Source organism: uncultured Algibacter sp. (genome assembly GCF_947495675.1).
Taxonomy (GTDB): Bacteria; Bacteroidota; Bacteroidia; order Flavobacteriales; family Flavobacteriaceae; genus Algibacter_B.
On sequence record NZ_CANLZX010000015.1, the window covers coordinates 1 to 14,413 of the forward strand.

General features: G+C 30.6%; 15 protein-coding genes. 3 read left to right on the forward strand and 12 right to left on the reverse strand.

Going from position 1 to position 14,413, the window contains the following annotated elements; genetic code table 11:
* Positions 1–219 precede the first annotated feature (219 nt).
* From Q0842_RS11110 to xerA, 4 genes are all read right to left on the reverse strand, one after another.
* A complete protein-coding gene (locus tag Q0842_RS11110; RefSeq protein ID WP_298498016.1) occupies positions 220–987 on the reverse strand; it encodes a hypothetical protein in 768 nt (255 codons plus the stop codon).
* 203 nt (positions 988–1,190) lie between these two features.
* Positions 1,191–1,949, reverse strand: coding sequence for an adenylate/guanylate cyclase domain-containing protein (locus tag Q0842_RS11115; protein ID WP_298498017.1), 759 nt, complete (start codon positions 1,947–1,949; stop codon positions 1,191–1,193).
* The gene (locus tag Q0842_RS11120; protein WP_298498018.1) at positions 1,942–2,421 is read right to left on the reverse strand and encodes a Pycsar system effector family protein; all 480 of its coding nucleotides are present in this window, start codon (positions 2,419–2,421) and stop codon (positions 1,942–1,944) included. Before Q0842_RS11120 ends, Q0842_RS11115 begins: the two co-directional genes overlap by 8 nt.
* Positions 2,422–2,474: 53 nt before the next feature.
* Entirely contained in the window at positions 2,475–3,659 is a 1,185-nt protein-coding gene (xerA, locus tag Q0842_RS11125) for a site-specific tyrosine recombinase/integron integrase (RefSeq protein WP_298498020.1), read from the reverse strand.
* A 109-nt stretch (positions 3,660–3,768) separates the two neighbouring features.
* Between xerA and dnaG the strand changes: the two genes are divergently transcribed.
* Entirely contained in the window at positions 3,769–5,727 is a 1,959-nt protein-coding gene (gene dnaG, locus Q0842_RS11130) for a DNA primase (RefSeq protein WP_298498022.1), read from the forward strand.
* 3 nt (positions 5,728–5,730) lie between these two features.
* On the opposite strand, the gene Q0842_RS11135 is transcribed toward dnaG, so the two are convergent.
* Positions 5,731–6,360: a response regulator transcription factor gene (locus tag Q0842_RS11135; protein WP_298498024.1), complete on the reverse strand. Its 630-nt coding sequence runs from the start codon at positions 6,358–6,360 to the stop codon at positions 5,731–5,733.
* 95 nt (positions 6,361–6,455) lie between these two features.
* Positions 6,456–7,244, reverse strand: a complete 789-nt coding sequence (gene nadE / locus Q0842_RS11140) for an NAD(+) synthase (RefSeq protein WP_298498026.1) — start codon at positions 7,242–7,244, stop codon at positions 6,456–6,458.
* A gap of 92 nt (positions 7,245–7,336) precedes the next feature.
* Between nadE and gldB the strand changes: the two genes are divergently transcribed.
* Together gldB and gldC are read left to right on the forward strand one after the other, a co-directional pair.
* Positions 7,337–8,299: a gliding motility lipoprotein GldB gene (gldB, locus tag Q0842_RS11145; protein WP_298498028.1), complete on the forward strand. Its 963-nt coding sequence runs from the start codon at positions 7,337–7,339 to the stop codon at positions 8,297–8,299.
* Complete coding sequence (gene gldC, locus Q0842_RS11150) at positions 8,299–8,634, forward strand: gliding motility protein GldC (protein WP_298498030.1); 336 nt, start codon at positions 8,299–8,301, stop codon at positions 8,632–8,634. Before gldB ends, gldC begins: the two co-directional genes overlap by 1 nt.
* Positions 8,635–8,638: 4 nt before the next feature.
* Here the strand turns inward: gldC and Q0842_RS11155 are convergent, their stop codons facing one another.
* The 6 genes from Q0842_RS11155 to mreC form a co-directional block, all read right to left on the reverse strand.
* Positions 8,639–9,115 carry a hypothetical protein gene (locus Q0842_RS11155; RefSeq protein ID WP_298498032.1) on the reverse strand — a complete coding sequence of 159 codons (477 nt, stop codon included), beginning with the start codon at positions 9,113–9,115 and terminating at the stop codon, positions 8,639–8,641.
* Positions 9,116–9,217: 102 nt separating this feature from the next.
* Positions 9,218–9,844 carry a peptide deformylase gene (gene def / locus Q0842_RS11160; protein WP_298498034.1) on the reverse strand — a complete coding sequence of 209 codons (627 nt, stop codon included), beginning with the start codon at positions 9,842–9,844 and terminating at the stop codon, positions 9,218–9,220.
* Positions 9,845–9,875: 31 nt separating this feature from the next.
* Entirely contained in the window at positions 9,876–11,153 is a 1,278-nt protein-coding gene (rodA, locus tag Q0842_RS11165; RefSeq protein ID WP_298498037.1) for a rod shape-determining protein RodA, read from the reverse strand.
* Positions 11,153–13,090: a penicillin-binding protein 2 gene (gene mrdA, locus Q0842_RS11170; RefSeq protein ID WP_298498039.1), complete on the reverse strand. Its 1,938-nt coding sequence runs from the start codon at positions 13,088–13,090 to the stop codon at positions 11,153–11,155. Before mrdA ends, rodA begins: the two co-directional genes overlap by 1 nt.
* Complete coding sequence (locus Q0842_RS11175; RefSeq protein ID WP_298498041.1) at positions 13,087–13,593, reverse strand: rod shape-determining protein MreD; 507 nt, start codon at positions 13,591–13,593, stop codon at positions 13,087–13,089. The genes mrdA and Q0842_RS11175 overlap by 4 nt, the downstream gene beginning before the upstream one ends.
* The gene (gene mreC, locus Q0842_RS11180; RefSeq protein ID WP_298498043.1) at positions 13,594–14,409 is read right to left on the reverse strand and encodes a rod shape-determining protein MreC; all 816 of its coding nucleotides are present in this window, start codon (positions 14,407–14,409) and stop codon (positions 13,594–13,596) included.
* Positions 14,410–14,413 lie beyond the last annotated feature (4 nt).

Genomic DNA, 14,413 nt, shown 5'->3' on the forward strand with positions numbered 1-14,413 from the left:
AGTTTATTGAACAAATAATTGAAATCGAAAGTAATAGTTGTTTCATAGTTCTTGTTTTTTCAGCTTGTTGCCAACGTGATTGTGTATGGTTAGTTGCGTGATTTAAGCAACTAAGTTAGCAAATAAATCACAGATAGAATATTCCGCAGGAATGTTCGTAAGTAGACTTAAAACAAGCAATTAATTATACATGTTGTTGTGTGCAGTTTTTTATTTAAATTACTTATTGTAAGGTGCAATAGCTGTAATCCAACCATTAATTTCTATTTTAATATCAGATAAGTGTTCTCCTGTATTGATATCGAATCTTCTAAAATGATTATTACTCACAACTACAAAATTATCATCTCTAATAGATAAAGTATAAAGATTTGGAATATCAGTTTCAAGAATAAATTCATCCTGTCCTGATGCTTCGTTTACTTTTATAATTGGATCTATTGAACCATTGTAAACATAATATTTAATCGAGTTGCATATGGCAATGTCGTTAATAGTAGTGTTTTCAACAGATGTCGAACTAACAAAAGTTCCTGTTTTTGTAATTTCTATAATTTGTCCATAAGTTGAATAGTAAATATGATTATTAGAAACAGAAATTCCTTCGGTTCTTATATTGTCTATTGTTGATATTACTTCTCCATTATCTGGATTCAGTTCGTAAATTGGGTTGTGAGTTAAGATTCCGTTTGTTGTATTGATTGAGCTTGCACCTCCTAACCATAATGAGCTTCCATCAAAATCTAAAGCATGAGGTGAACCATTTGAATCCGGTAATGGTAAAATATTTTCGATAGTAGAATTGGTTTCATTGTACAGATAAATTCCCGGATTTCCATATGATGGATGCACAAGTATCCACCATTTTATATCGTTATTTTCAGAAGTAGAATTGTCCTCTAGCGTAAAATCCACAGGTTCATCATTACAAGAAAAAAATGTGACTAAAAAAAATGTCAGAAATAGAATAGATTTAGATGTTTTCATGAATTGGTTTTAGTATTTCAATCAACAATTATACCAATAGGCACAGAAATTGGTCAAATTGCATACAACGTTGTTGTATATGGTTTGTTGCGTGTTTTAAGAAACTAATTTAGTAAATAATTACTGACCAAGAAAGTCCGCGAGGACTTTCGTAAGTAAGCAATATGCAGCAATAAATTATATACGGTGTTGTGGTTAGTTTTTTAGATTTTTTTCCAATGTGCGTCAAATTTCCATACGTTATATACTTCTCTTGATTGTTCATAAACCCATATCCAATTATCAATTTCTCGTTTCTTAAAAAACTTTTGATAATATTCTGAAGCGTTTTGTTTTATTTGGTCTCCTACCCAAATTTCATTTGTGCCTGATGCATTCTGAATTTTAGAAGCAATGTTAGCAGTCGGACCTACTGCTGTCAAAAAGTTTCTTTTATGTTTACTTGTTCCTGTTGGTAATCCAATTCTAGTTATAAGTATTTGACCTAAATCAATTCCTATTCTTGCATCCACTTTTTTTATTCCTTTTTTTTCTAAGTGTGGATTAATTAAATTATTTAAAGCATAAAAAATCGTTAGTGATGCATTTAATGCATTCATTGCAGAAGTTTCGTCATCGTCTTCGGCTCCTATAAGAGCCATTATTCCATCTCCAGTATTTTTCTCTATGTATCCGTTATAATCATATATTATTTTCATAACAGTCGGAATAACACAATTAAGCATATATAATGTCTCTTTCAGTTTATCTAAATTTGATGAATCCGTTCTTGAAGTAAAGCCTCTAATATCAAAAAAAAGACAGACTGTTCGCATTTTTCTTCCAGAACCGATTGCAATATCTTCTAAAGCAGGTGTAATCCGTCCATCTGTAACGGATTCAACTCTATCGTCAAGTCCATCTATATTAGAACTAAAATGGTCTTTAATAGTGTTCCAGTAATCTTTGTTCCAATTAGGCATTTGTGTTTATAAGATAAAGTGTTATTAATGTAATTAATGATGGAATGAAAACAAAAATAGAAAGTCTGATAAAAAAATATTTTCTACTCAGCAATTTACTGAGACTATAATTTTGAATAGTATATTTTTTTTCAATTTTTTCGAAATTTAATTCTTTTACTTTATCCAAATATTCAGAGGAATTTTTGAATTCTTTTACATTTTCCCAGAATATTAATCCTTTTTTCTTTTTCGGATTTCTAGGGAATACTGTACAGATTGAAAAAAGACAAGTTAAAGATAAAAGTATAGTCGTTAAATAAAACAGAAAATGTTCAAATGAAGAACAATGTTTTAGGTCTTTTAAAAAGTCAAAAAGGACAAATGAAATTGCAATTAAAACTCCAGCTTTGGCATCTGCAACAGTTACATAATGATTGTAATAATCATTTACATTTTTACTAAATCCAAAATATTCTTTTTTTTCACTCATTTTTTTTCAAAATTAACCACAACTAGTTATATCTCAACAAATATATGGAATATCTAGATGTTTTTGCGGGATAATACAACATTTTGTGTTATGTTATCCTGTTGTTTAATTTTCTGAATAGCAACATCTAATGGGTTACTTATATTCATTAAATCCTTTCTGCTTACATGTGTATAAATCATAGTTGTCTCTGGTCTACTATGCCCTAATAAAGATTGTATATACCTAATATCTACACCGTTTTCAAGTAAATGTGTTGCGTAACTATGGCGCAATGTATGCGGAGTAACAGTTTTTGATATGTTAGCAACTTTACAGCTGCGTTTTAAAAATTGCCTAACACTTTCTGCGCTATATTTTTTTTCAATCTGCCCCTCAACAAAATATTTTTTAGGTTTATAGCTTACATAATAGTTAGTAATTAAGGGTATCAAACTATCAGCTAATGTTACCATTCTGTCTTTTCTGCCTTTACTATCTCTAATAAAAATTTGTTTTCTTTCAATATCTATAGAATGCAATTCTAAATCAATTAACTCACTTATTCTTAGTCCGCACGAATAAAGCAAAGCTATTATGGCTTTATGTTTTAAGTTTTTTGTTAACCTTAAAATATTAATTATTTCTTCTTGCGATAAAACACTTGGTAGTTTTTTAGATTTCTTAGGGCGTTCAAGCTTTAAATTATTAATTAACGTATCCGGATGGTAGTTTGTAAACAATTTAAGCGCACTAATAAATTGTCTTTGTGTGCTTATAGAGTAATCGCGCTTAATGTATATAGTCTCAGTAAATTGTTCTACATGTCTGTTATTTAAAGATTTGGTTGGTACAGAATTAAAAAACTCTATAAAATCGGCAACCAATTGAGAGTAAGTGTTTACAGTACTTTCACTATAACGTTTTCCTTTTAAATACGCATAAAAGCCATTTAAAAGTGTTTTGTTTTCGGGTGTTAAATCTCTAATTCTTCTTTTAGGAAACTGTTTAGTTGGCATACTTTTATTAAAAATAGCATCTGCATTTAAGTTGGCCTCACCTTTAAATAACTTGAAAATTAACTTTAAATTTTCCGAATTATTTTTAATGTACCAGGTTTTTAAACTCTTACTCCATTTAGCTTTAGGAACATCTCTAAGAATATTGATTAATACCGAATTGTATGCAAAATTTATTGTAATTTGATGCTCTTTTCTGTGGTATTTACGATCTAAAATAACTAACGGTAAATCATTCATGTAAAAGAAGGTTTCCTTAAAAATAAGGTTTTTATAAATTACTTGACTTTTAAATCTTCAAAAATGTATTAATTTATAGTATTTTTACACACACTAAAATCTTATTTTTTTGATATCACCATCATCCATAGACCAAGTATTTGAAACCGCCCGAGTAGAGGAGGTAATTGGTGATTTTGTTCAATTAAAAAAAGCAGGAAGTAACTTTAAAGGGTTAAGTCCTTTTAGTGATGAGCGTTCGCCAAGTTTTATGGTGTCGCCAGTAAAGCAAATCTGGAAAGATTTTTCAACCGGTAAAGGCGGTACAGCAGTCTCTTTTTTAATGGAGCACGAGCACTTTACATATCCGGAAGCTATTAAATATTTAGCCAAAAAGTATAATATTGAAATTGAGGAAACCGAGCAATCAAACGAGCAAAAAGAAAAAGCTAACGAGCGCGAAAGTTTATACCTAGTAAGCGAATTTGCAAACACCTATTTTCAAAAGGTTTTGCATAAAACCGACCAAGGAAAATCTATAGGACTAAGTTATTTTAAAGAACGCGGATTTACTGAAGAAACTATAAAAAAATTCGATCTTGGTTACTCTTTAAATCAATGGCAAGCCTTTACAGACGAAGCGTTAAAACAAGGCTATAACTTAGATTATTTAGAAAAAACAGGTCTTACCATTGTTAAAGAAGATAAGCGTTTTGATAGGTTTAAAGGGCGCGTAATGTTTCCTATAAAAAGTATGAGTGGCCGTGTGTTAGGGTTTGGTGGTCGTATTTTAATTACCGATAAAAAAGCAGCCAAATACGTAAACTCTCCAGAGAGCGATATTTACCATAAAAGTAAAGTTCTATATGGTATTTACCATGCAAAACAAAGTATAGCCAAAGAAGATAATTGTTATTTAGTAGAAGGTTATACAGATGTTATCCAGTTTCATCAAACAGGAATAAAAAATGTAGTCTCATCATCCGGTACTGCTTTAACATCAGAACAAATAAGACTAATAAACAGGCTCACAAAAAACATTACCGTGCTTTTTGATGGTGATGCTGCAGGTATGCGAGCCTCACTTCGTGGTATTGATTTAATTCTCGAGCAAGGCATGAATGTTAAGGTATGTACCTTTCCAGAAGGCGAAGATCCAGATAGTTTTGCTAAACAAAATACCCTAGAAGAACTCGCATTGTATCTAAATGAAAATGCGAAAGATTTTATACAGTTTAAAGCCTCTATTTTATTTGAAGAGTCTAAAAACGACCCTATAAAAAAAGCCGATACAGTTAGAGATATTGTAAACAGTATATCTAAAATACCAGATAGAATAAAAAAAGAAATTTATATTCAAGAGTGTGCCAGAATTATGGATATAAGCGAAGAAGTGCTTTTTAGTACTTTGGCACAAATTAATAAAAAAGAAACTCAAGAAGAGAATAAAAAAATAAAGACCGAACAAAAAGCTTTCGATGTTATTAAACACCAACAACCCATCGAAAAAGTAAATGTTCAATATATATTAGAACGTAAAATAATTGAAATTTTATTGCTTTACGGAAATAAAACTGAAAGCTTTGAAGATTTAGTTTTAAAAGAAAATGAAAAAGGCGATTTAGTTTTAGAGCCCATAATCCATGAAGCCAAAGTGTTCGAAAAAGTGTTTTTAGATTTGCAGGACGATGAAATGGAGTTTACAAATTCCCAATTTAAAACACTTTACTACACAATAATAGATCGTTTAAACCAAGACCAAGAGTTCGAGTTAAAAACCTTTGTTAACTCTGTAAACCAAGATATGGCCAACGAAATAACAACTATTTTAATGGAAGATGAACGTTATGCTTTAGATGATTGGAATAGAATGAATATTTTTCCTAAACAGAAAATGCATTCTGTAGCTCAATTAGTAAGCGAAACTATTTTAAGTTTACGCTGCTTTTTAATTGATCAAAAAGTAAAAGAATTTCAACAAGAAACACTTCAAAATAAAATAGACTCGAATAGAAATATACTTGAAGAAGTAAAAGACTATTCGGGTCTAAAAATGTTGTTGTCTAGAAAACTAAACAGAGTATTGTAATTATTATACCTGTTGGCTAAGTTTAGCCTGGTTTACTAAATCTACTAAATTAGTAACTTTTAGCTTTCGCATAAGTCTAGCTTTATAAGTACTAACCGTTTTTTCGTTTATATCTAATTCTTTAGAAATTTCTTTGTTTTTTCTACCAATAGTAAGAAGTTTTAATACTTCGGCTTCTCTAGTAGAAAGTTTTTTGTAAAAATTACCACCTTTATTAACTCTAGTGCCAAAGGCAAGTTGTTGAGTTAAATCATTACTTAAATGAATACCACCATCGTTAACTTTAACTACGGCTTCGTTAATTGTTATAACATTTTCAGATTTGTTTATATAACCTGCAGCGCCAGCTTTTATAGCGTTAATGGCATACACTTCTTCTGGTTGTGCACTTAAAATAATAGTTTTAATGTCTGGATAATCATTTTTTAAATAACGTAATACTGTTAATCCATTTAATTTTGGAAAATCAGCTTCAGTTAAAATAATATCTACTGGATTTTTTTTAACAAAATCTAAGATGGCTTCGCCATCATTTACACTTCCAACAACTTTAATGTTGGGTGATGCTGAGAAAAGAACTTCTAGTCCCTTTCTTGTAATAGGGTGGTTGTCTGCTATTAATAATTTTATCATAATAAAAGCTTTTTTAAAAACTATTTTGAGAAATAGTTAGGTTGAGAGAATAAGCTTGCTGTAAATGTAAGACTTTTTTAAATAATCTGCAAAGGCTAAAGCAAATTACTAGGAATTTCGCAAATTGGTATAGGTATCATCTTGTGTTTGTTATTGTTATTGTAACGTTTAAAGATGGTAAACACCTCTTTTTCTCTACCAGAAAAATCTTCAGCAGTTTTACCTTCTTCGTCCATTTTCATAGCCCATTCTAGTTCTGGGTACGAGGCTCCAATTTGGTCTTCGTCACTTCTAGCATCACCAAACAAACCATCACTAGGTGCCGCTTTCATTATAGATTCTGGTACTTGTAAAAATTCACCTAGCATATAAACTTCAGATTTCATTAAATCGGCAATAGGACTTAAATCTACACCGCCATCACCATACTTAGTATAAAAACCAACACCAAAATCTTCTACTTTATTACCTGTTCCTGCTACTAATAATCCATAAAGTCCTGCATAATAGTAAAGTGTTGTCATTCTTAATCTGGCACGTGTGTTGGCTAAAGCCATATCAATTGTAGCTTGGTCGCCATCTAAAAACACTTCAGTTTTAAACTCCTCAAAAACGGGAGTTAAATCTGCTCGAGTTTCATCCACATTATTAAAACGTTTTTTAAGTTGTGCTATATGCTCATGAGCCCTGCTTACATGACTTTTTGCTTGGTGTATAGGCATTTCTACACATAAAACATTAAGTCCGGTTTTAGCACATAGTGTCGATGTAATTGCAGAATCAATACCTCCTGAAACTCCAACAACAAAACCTTTAACGCCTGCATTTGTAGCATAATCTTTTAACCAATTTACAATGTAATCTACAACTTTTTCTGTTTGCATTTTAAATGAATTTATATGTAATAATAGTACCTTTGCAAACAAAAATAACCCTTACGTTCAATTTATAAAAATTTATAACGTTTAAGTTTTCTATGAAATCTATATTATTAATTATATCAATAGTATTAATTACTGTTTCATGTAAAAAAGAAAATGCTCTAGAAGCTGAAATAGCTGGTGTAAATACAGATATTAAAATAGAACGTTTTGATAAGTTGTTTGCCCAAGTAACTGCTGGAGGTTTACAAGATTTAAAAACAGCTTATCCTTTTATGTTTTCTAATAAATATAAAGATTCTTTTTGGCTAGCTAAAAAAGCAGATACTTTACAAATTCAATTATTTAATGAAGTAGATAAAACTTTTTCAGATTTTAGCAATACCGAATCTGAGATAGAGTCTTTTTTTAATCATTTAAAATATTATTTCCCAGAGTTTAATCCACCACGTATAATTACTACAACAAACGATGTAGATTATAGAAATAAAGTTATTGTTACAGATACTATAGCAATAATCGCTTTAGACTCTTATTTAGGCAGTAACCATGAGTTTTATGGTGGCATATCTAATTATTTAAAAGCAAATTTTAACAAAGAACAAATTGTTGTTAATCTTGCAAATCAATATGCTGAAAAATACACCTACCATCCGGTTCGTAAAACTTTGTTAGATGAAATGGTCTATTTCGGGAAACTATTGTATTTTAAAGATGTTATGATTCCTTTTAAAACAGAAGCAGAACGCATTGGGTATTCTAAAGAGCAATTAAATTGGGCAAAAGCTAATGAGAGCTATATATGGCGCTTTTTTGTAGAAAGAGAATTGTTGTTTAGTACAGATACTAAATTACCTCGACGATTTATAAATCCGGCACCTTTTTCTAAATTCTATCTTGAGGAAATTGATGCAGATTCTCCTGGGCGAATTGGCCAGTATATAGGTTGGCAAATTGTTAGGGCATATATGCAACAAAATGATATATCTTTAAAAGATATGCTGATGAAACGTACTGAAGATATTTTTAATAACTCAAAGTTTAAACCACGAAAATAATGGCAAATAAAATGACTTCCAAAATAGAACTTAATGTTGAATTGGATGAAAATCGCGTACCTGAAAAACTACATTGGACCGCACAAGACGGCGGTATAACAAATGAAGAAGCCAAAGCCATGATGCTTGCTGTTTGGGACTCAAAAAATCAAGAAGCTTTAAGAATTGATTTATGGACTAAAGATATGCCTGTAGATGAAATGAAAGTATTTTTTCATCAAACCCTAGTTGCTATGAGCGATACATTTCATAGAGCAACTCAAGATGATAAAATGAGCGCCACCATGAAAGATTTTTGTGATTATTTTGCTGAAAAACTAGAGCTTAAAAAATAATATCTTAAAAATTAACAGATAAACCTAAGCCGCTACTATTGGCTATAATGTTAAATTCAGGTTTAAAATGGGTATTTGTACTGCCATTTAAAGAGGCATTATAAAGTTCTACTGCTTGATTTATTTTTTTATTTGCACTTGATGAAATAGGAATGGCAATAATTATAAGTCCTGCGCCAATACCTGCCAGAGTCCAATTAGCATTACCGCCACCCATTGAGGTGCCTAATGGCCAGCCAACTAATCCACCACCTGCAAAACCTAAAACGGCAGATAAACTTCTGTTAGTTCGCCCTTTACGTATTAAATTAAAAGCATTTGTGTTAGTTTCTATAATTGAAGCCAAATCACCAATAGAAATTAGCTTATCATTATATGTGTATTTATAGCCTCCAAATACCTTTTCAATATCAATTTTTTGGGCATTACAAAAAGTTATAGAAGTGACTATAAGTATTAATGTGAATAGTGAATTTTTCATTTTTATAAGTTTTAATTACGGTTATAGGGCTTTGTAATTTAAAAAATATTTTATTCTATTTCGTTAAGATAAGAAGTTTTTTATGGCATTATATTATGCTTACTATGGTTTTGTGTCTTTTAGGTCTTTCTGTAAATGGTCTAAATATAAAATACCATTTAAATGATCTATTTCATGCTGAAAAATAACCGAAGTAAAACCTGTAATAGTTTCAGTTTTATGCTTTGCTTGCATGGTATCGTACTCAATTGTAATATTTAAAGAACGGTTATTCAATGTTTCAGCCCTATTAGGAATAGATAAACAACCCTCTTTTACAGTTTGTTTCTTATCTGAATATGAACGAATTTCTGGATTTAAATAAACCTCAAAAGGAAAGTTTTCTTTATCAAAACGTTGTACCCAAATAATGTTTTTTAAAATACCAACCTGAGGTGCCGCAATACCAACACCCATAGACATACTGTCTCTAACTGTTGCATAAAGCCTTTTTACGAAATTTTGTAAAACAAGATCTTTTAAGTTGGGCTTTATGTAACTACTTTTTAATCTTAGCAATAAAGAGTCTTTTCTGTTTGTAATTTTATAAACGCGCATAGGTTTTAAACTGTCTGCATTCATAATCATTGCAGCATCTTTAGCAGAAAAAGATTTTTTAATTACTCTTTTAGAGCTGGAACAACCAATAAGAAATAAGCTTATAATATAAAATGTAATTAGTTTTTTCATTCTAGTATACTAATTAAATGTTGTTAAGTAGCTACCATTCGTTTATTTTGTTGGAATCTAACTTAATAAAAATAAAGATAAGAATAGTAAATGCCCAAAGTCCAGAACCACCATAGCTAAACAAGGGTAATGGTATACCAATGGTTGGAATTAAACCCATAACCATACCAATGTTTATAAAGAAATGTATAAAAATAATAGAGGCTACACCATAGCCATACACCCTGCTAAATTGCGATTTTTGTAATTCTGCTAAATGTAAAATTCGTAATAATAGTAAAACAAATACAACCACAACAAAAGCACTTCCCAAAAAACCCCATTCCTCGCCAACGGTACTAAAAATATAATCGGTATGTTGTTCTGGTACAAATTTACCTGTTGTTCTTGTACCTTCTAAAAAGCCCCTGCCTGTAAATCCTCCAGAGCTAATTGCTTTTTCAGATTCATTTAAATTGTATGCAAAAGTACGTTTCATTTGTTCTAGCTTTTCGGGGTCTTTCTCTAAACGCAACCATAAGCTTATACGGTCTTGTTGATGCGGTTGTAAAATACTTTGATAAAAGAATTTTACCCCAAAGGAAACGGCAAATGCAGCAATAAGTATTAAAGCAGATTGAAAAACTCTAAGCTTTTTTTTACTTAAAAAATGAAAACTAACTACAAGGATTAATGCAAGAATTGAGGTGATAATAGCCCCAAACTTTAAAGATAATATAGAAAGAAAAAGTGTTGAAATACCTATAGTTAAATAATATTTAGGTAGCCCCTCTCGATATAGAACAAAGAAAAAAGCTCCATAAACTATAGTACTTCCTGTATCGTTTTGAAGTAACACTAAAACAGCAGGAATAATTATAATAATAAATGTTCTAATTTGGTCTTTAAAGGAATTTATATTGGTATTTAAATCACTTATATATTTTGCAACGGCAAGTGCTGTGGCAGTTTTTGCAAATTCACTAGGTTGTATTGTCATGCCACCAATGGCATACCATGATGTGGCACCGTTAACATTTTTTCCAAAAAGAAAAAGCCCAACTAAAGAGAGCATGGATATTATGTATATAACACTTGAAAAACGTTCGTAAAACTTAGCATCAACAGCCAATAACAGAATTATTAGACCAAAGGTTAAAAAAATAAAAATGAGCTGTTTTCCAAATGGCTGTGAGAAATCAAAATAGTTTATTGTAGTCCCAGTATGCGATGCCGATAAAATGTTTAACCAGCCAAAACCAACCAATAATAAAAATAGAATAATGGTAATCCAATCGAATTTAAAATGTCTGTTAGTATCCCTAACCATTAATTTTCAGCTTTATTAATTCGATTCAATTCTTTTTTTAACTTGTAATATTCTTGCTCTTCAACAATTTGTAAAGTTGTATAGCCATTAATCCTAAAAGGTTCTCCAGAATATGGTTTAGCATACTCGTTTTCTAAACTGTGTTTTAAAAGCCATTCTTCCATATCTTTTCTAGTGGTATGGCCTTTAATGTGTTTTTCAATCATTAAACTAGCTATTCTACCAGCAAATCTACTTCCCCAATAGCCGTTTTCAACAAAAACAGCTATAGCTATTTTCGGATTGTCTTTGGGAGCAAATGCAACAAAAATAGAGTGGTCTGTTAATTGTGTTTTTAAACTATCTATTTTCACAAAGTTTTCAACGGTTCCTGTTTTTCCGCAAATATCAATATCTTTTACTTGTAAAGATGCGGCAGTACCTTTTTTATAAACCTGTAACATGCCTTCAATAACAGGTTCAAAATTAGCTTTATCTATAGTTGTTTGTTTTGGCTTTGTAAATTGTTCTGGTAATGTTTCGCCTTCAATATTTTTTATAATATGAGGTGTAAAATAGTGCCCTCTATTCGCAATTGCAGCTACCATATTTGCTAGTTGTATTGGGGTAGTGGCAACTTCTCCTTGCCCAATGGCATTTGATATGGTGTAAGTGGAATAAAACGTTTTAGGGTAAATGCGTTTGTAATAATCTCTATCTGGAATTCTACCTTTTTGGCCTACTTTTAAATCGTAACCTAAAAAATTACCTAAACCAAAACTTTTAGCATGTTTACTCCAAGTATCTATACCATCAGAAGCATTACCGTTTTTATCTAAAATTTTTCTGTAAGTTGTAGCGAAATAGGCATTACATGATCGTTGAATGCCGCCAATCATATCATTTCTTGTCCCTCTGTTACAATGGCATTTCATAAATCTATTTCCGTATTTGTAACCGGCATAACATGTAACCGTTTCTTCAGGAGTTAAGACTTCTTCTTGAAGGGCAATTAAGGCATTCATTAATTTAAAAGGCGACCCTGGTTCATAAACACCCTGTAAGCTTCTATTAAAAAGAGGCTTTGCTATAGAATCGTTATAAAGCTTTGTGAAATTTTTTGATCGATCTCTACCAACAAGAATATTAGGATTGTAAGTAGGTGCTGCAACCATGGCTAAAATTTCACCAGATGAAGGCTCAATAGCTATAACGCCACCACGTTTATTTTGCATAAGCAATTCGCCATAGGCTTGAAGTTGGGCATCAATGGTTATTGTTATGTCTTTACCTTGTTCGGGTATGGTATCGAATTTTCCATCTTTATATGGTCCAATATTTCTATTAAATCTGTCTTTTTGAATAAATTTAATTCCTTTTATACCTCTAAGTGTATTTTCATAAGATGCTTCAACGCCCTGTTTACCTATTAAGTCTCCCATTTTGTAATAAGGGTCTTTTCTTATTATGGCATTATTTACTTCACCAATGTCTCCAAGAACATTAGCGCCAATTGTTGTTTCGTAATTTCTAAGGGAACGTTTTTGAATATAAAACCCTTGAAATTTTCGCATTTTTTCTTGCAATACAGCATAATCTTCTTTGGAAAGGTGAGAGACAAAAACCGAAGGTAATCTAGGTGAATAATGTTTTGCTTTTTTGTATTTATTTATAAATCTTTCTTTGTCTATTTTTAATAGCTTACAGAATTCAAGTGTGTCTAATGGTTCTACTTCACGAGGAATAACCATAACATCGTAAGAGGGTTGATTGGCCACAAGTAATTCGCCATTTCTGTCGTAAACGAAACCGCGTTTGGGGTAATCATATACTTTTCTAATGGCATTATCTTCAAATAAGTCATGCCCACTAGAGTTATATACCTGCAAGTAAAATAACCTAGCTATAAAAACTAAGCCAACTGCGATTATAGAAATAAAGAGTAAAAATTGTCTCATTTAGATTTTCTACTAAAAATAATGTTTACAATAACAATTAATAAAATAGTAAATATACTTGAGAATAACGTTTTTTGAAGGATTAAAAGTATTTTAGAAATGCTAAAAATTTCTAAAGAAAATAAAACAATATGATGCAATACTGTTAGTAGTGTGAAATAGGTGAGTTTTGAACCAAATTCTACGGTATTAAATCTAATGGTTTGGTGTTCATAAATCATTCCGAATGACGATTTTAAAATCAAGGGTCTTATGTATGCTATAAACACACAGGCACCAGCGTGAATACCACCTGTATCTAAAAACATATCTATTGTTAATCCTAATAAAAAACTTAGTAATATTAAAATTATACGATTGTTTTTAACTGGAAAAAAGGCAATAAAAAGTATGTATATGTATGGGTTTATATACCCTAAAAAATTAATGTGATTAAGTATTAAAACCTGAATAAATACTAAGGCAATAAAACGGATGGTATGTACAGAGAAAATACTATTCATTTAATTACTGCTTAGTAAGTTGGTTATTTCTTCCTTATTCACGTTTTCAATAATATAAACATGCTCAATGCTGGTCATATCATTAAAAAGCTTTACGTTAATTTCATAATAATTTTCTGCTTGGTCTAGAAAAAAATCTTCAATAATTCCAACTCGTACACCTTTAGGGAATATAGATGAACGGCCAGAAGTAATTATTGTATCTCCTTTACTAACTGGTGCTATTTTAGGTATATCTATAAGTTGAGCAAATTTAGGGTCTTTTCCATTCCAAGTTAAAGTTCCAAAATGATTCGATTTTTTTAATTGTGCACTAATCCTGCTTGTTGTATTTAAAATGGATATGACAGTTGAATAGTTTCTACTAGTTTTATCAATTATCCCAATAATGCCTTTTGAAGAAATAACTCCAAAATCTTGTTTAATACTATCGTTTTCTCCTTTATTTAAGGTAAGGATATTATTATTTAAAGAATAGCTGTTTTTTATAATATTGGAACTAAAAAAGCGATAAGATTTCCCGAAAGAAATACTGTCAATAAATATTGAATCGGATTCAATTCCAGTATTACTTATTAGCGAACGTAGTCTTCTGTTTTCTTCTGAAAGTAACTGGTTTTGAGATTTTAAATCAAAATAATTACTAATATTATTTACAGAATTATAGACACCTCCAGTTAAAAAGTTAGCTGAATTTATAAACTTACTTTTGTGATAAGAGTGCGATTGAATAGTGAATAATAGGGATAAACCAAACAACAACAAGAATAACAAAAGGTTTTTGTTTCTTATTATAAAATTAATAATCTGTTGCATGGGT

What these genes read in the sequence shown, in the direction of transcription:
- Q0842_RS11110 (WP_298498016.1), bottom strand. Translation starts at nt 987, where the DNA reads ATGAAAACATCTAAATCTATTCTATTTCTGACATTTTTTTTAGTCACA.
- Q0842_RS11115 (WP_298498017.1), bottom strand. Translation starts at nt 1,949, where the DNA reads ATGCCTAATTGGAACAAAGATTACTGGAACACTATTAAAGACCATTTT.
- Q0842_RS11120 (WP_298498018.1), bottom strand. Translation starts at nt 2,421, where the DNA reads ATGAGTGAAAAAAAAGAATATTTTGGATTTAGTAAAAATGTAAATGAT.
- xerA (WP_298498020.1), bottom strand. Translation starts at nt 3,659, where the DNA reads ATGAATGATTTACCGTTAGTTATTTTAGATCGTAAATACCACAGAAAA.
- Q0842_RS11135 (WP_298498024.1), bottom strand. Translation starts at nt 6,360, where the DNA reads ATGATAAAATTATTAATAGCAGACAACCACCCTATTACAAGAAAGGGA.
- nadE (WP_298498026.1), bottom strand. Translation starts at nt 7,244, where the DNA reads ATGCAAACAGAAAAAGTTGTAGATTACATTGTAAATTGGTTAAAAGAT.
- gldB (WP_298498028.1), top strand. Translation starts at nt 7,337, where the DNA reads ATGAAATCTATATTATTAATTATATCAATAGTATTAATTACTGTTTCA.
- gldC (WP_298498030.1), top strand. Translation starts at nt 8,299, where the DNA reads ATGGCAAATAAAATGACTTCCAAAATAGAACTTAATGTTGAATTGGAT.
- Q0842_RS11155 (WP_298498032.1), bottom strand. Translation starts at nt 9,115, where the DNA reads ATGAAAAATTCACTATTCACATTAATACTTATAGTCACTTCTATAACT.
- def (WP_298498034.1), bottom strand. Translation starts at nt 9,844, where the DNA reads ATGAAAAAACTAATTACATTTTATATTATAAGCTTATTTCTTATTGGT.
- rodA (WP_298498037.1), bottom strand. Translation starts at nt 11,153, where the DNA reads ATGGTTAGGGATACTAACAGACATTTTAAATTCGATTGGATTACCATT.
- mrdA (WP_298498039.1), bottom strand. Translation starts at nt 13,090, where the DNA reads ATGAGACAATTTTTACTCTTTATTTCTATAATCGCAGTTGGCTTAGTT.
- Q0842_RS11175 (WP_298498041.1), bottom strand. Translation starts at nt 13,593, where the DNA reads ATGAATAGTATTTTCTCTGTACATACCATCCGTTTTATTGCCTTAGTA.
- mreC (WP_298498043.1), bottom strand. Translation starts at nt 14,409, where the DNA reads ATGCAACAGATTATTAATTTTATAATAAGAAACAAAAACCTTTTGTTA.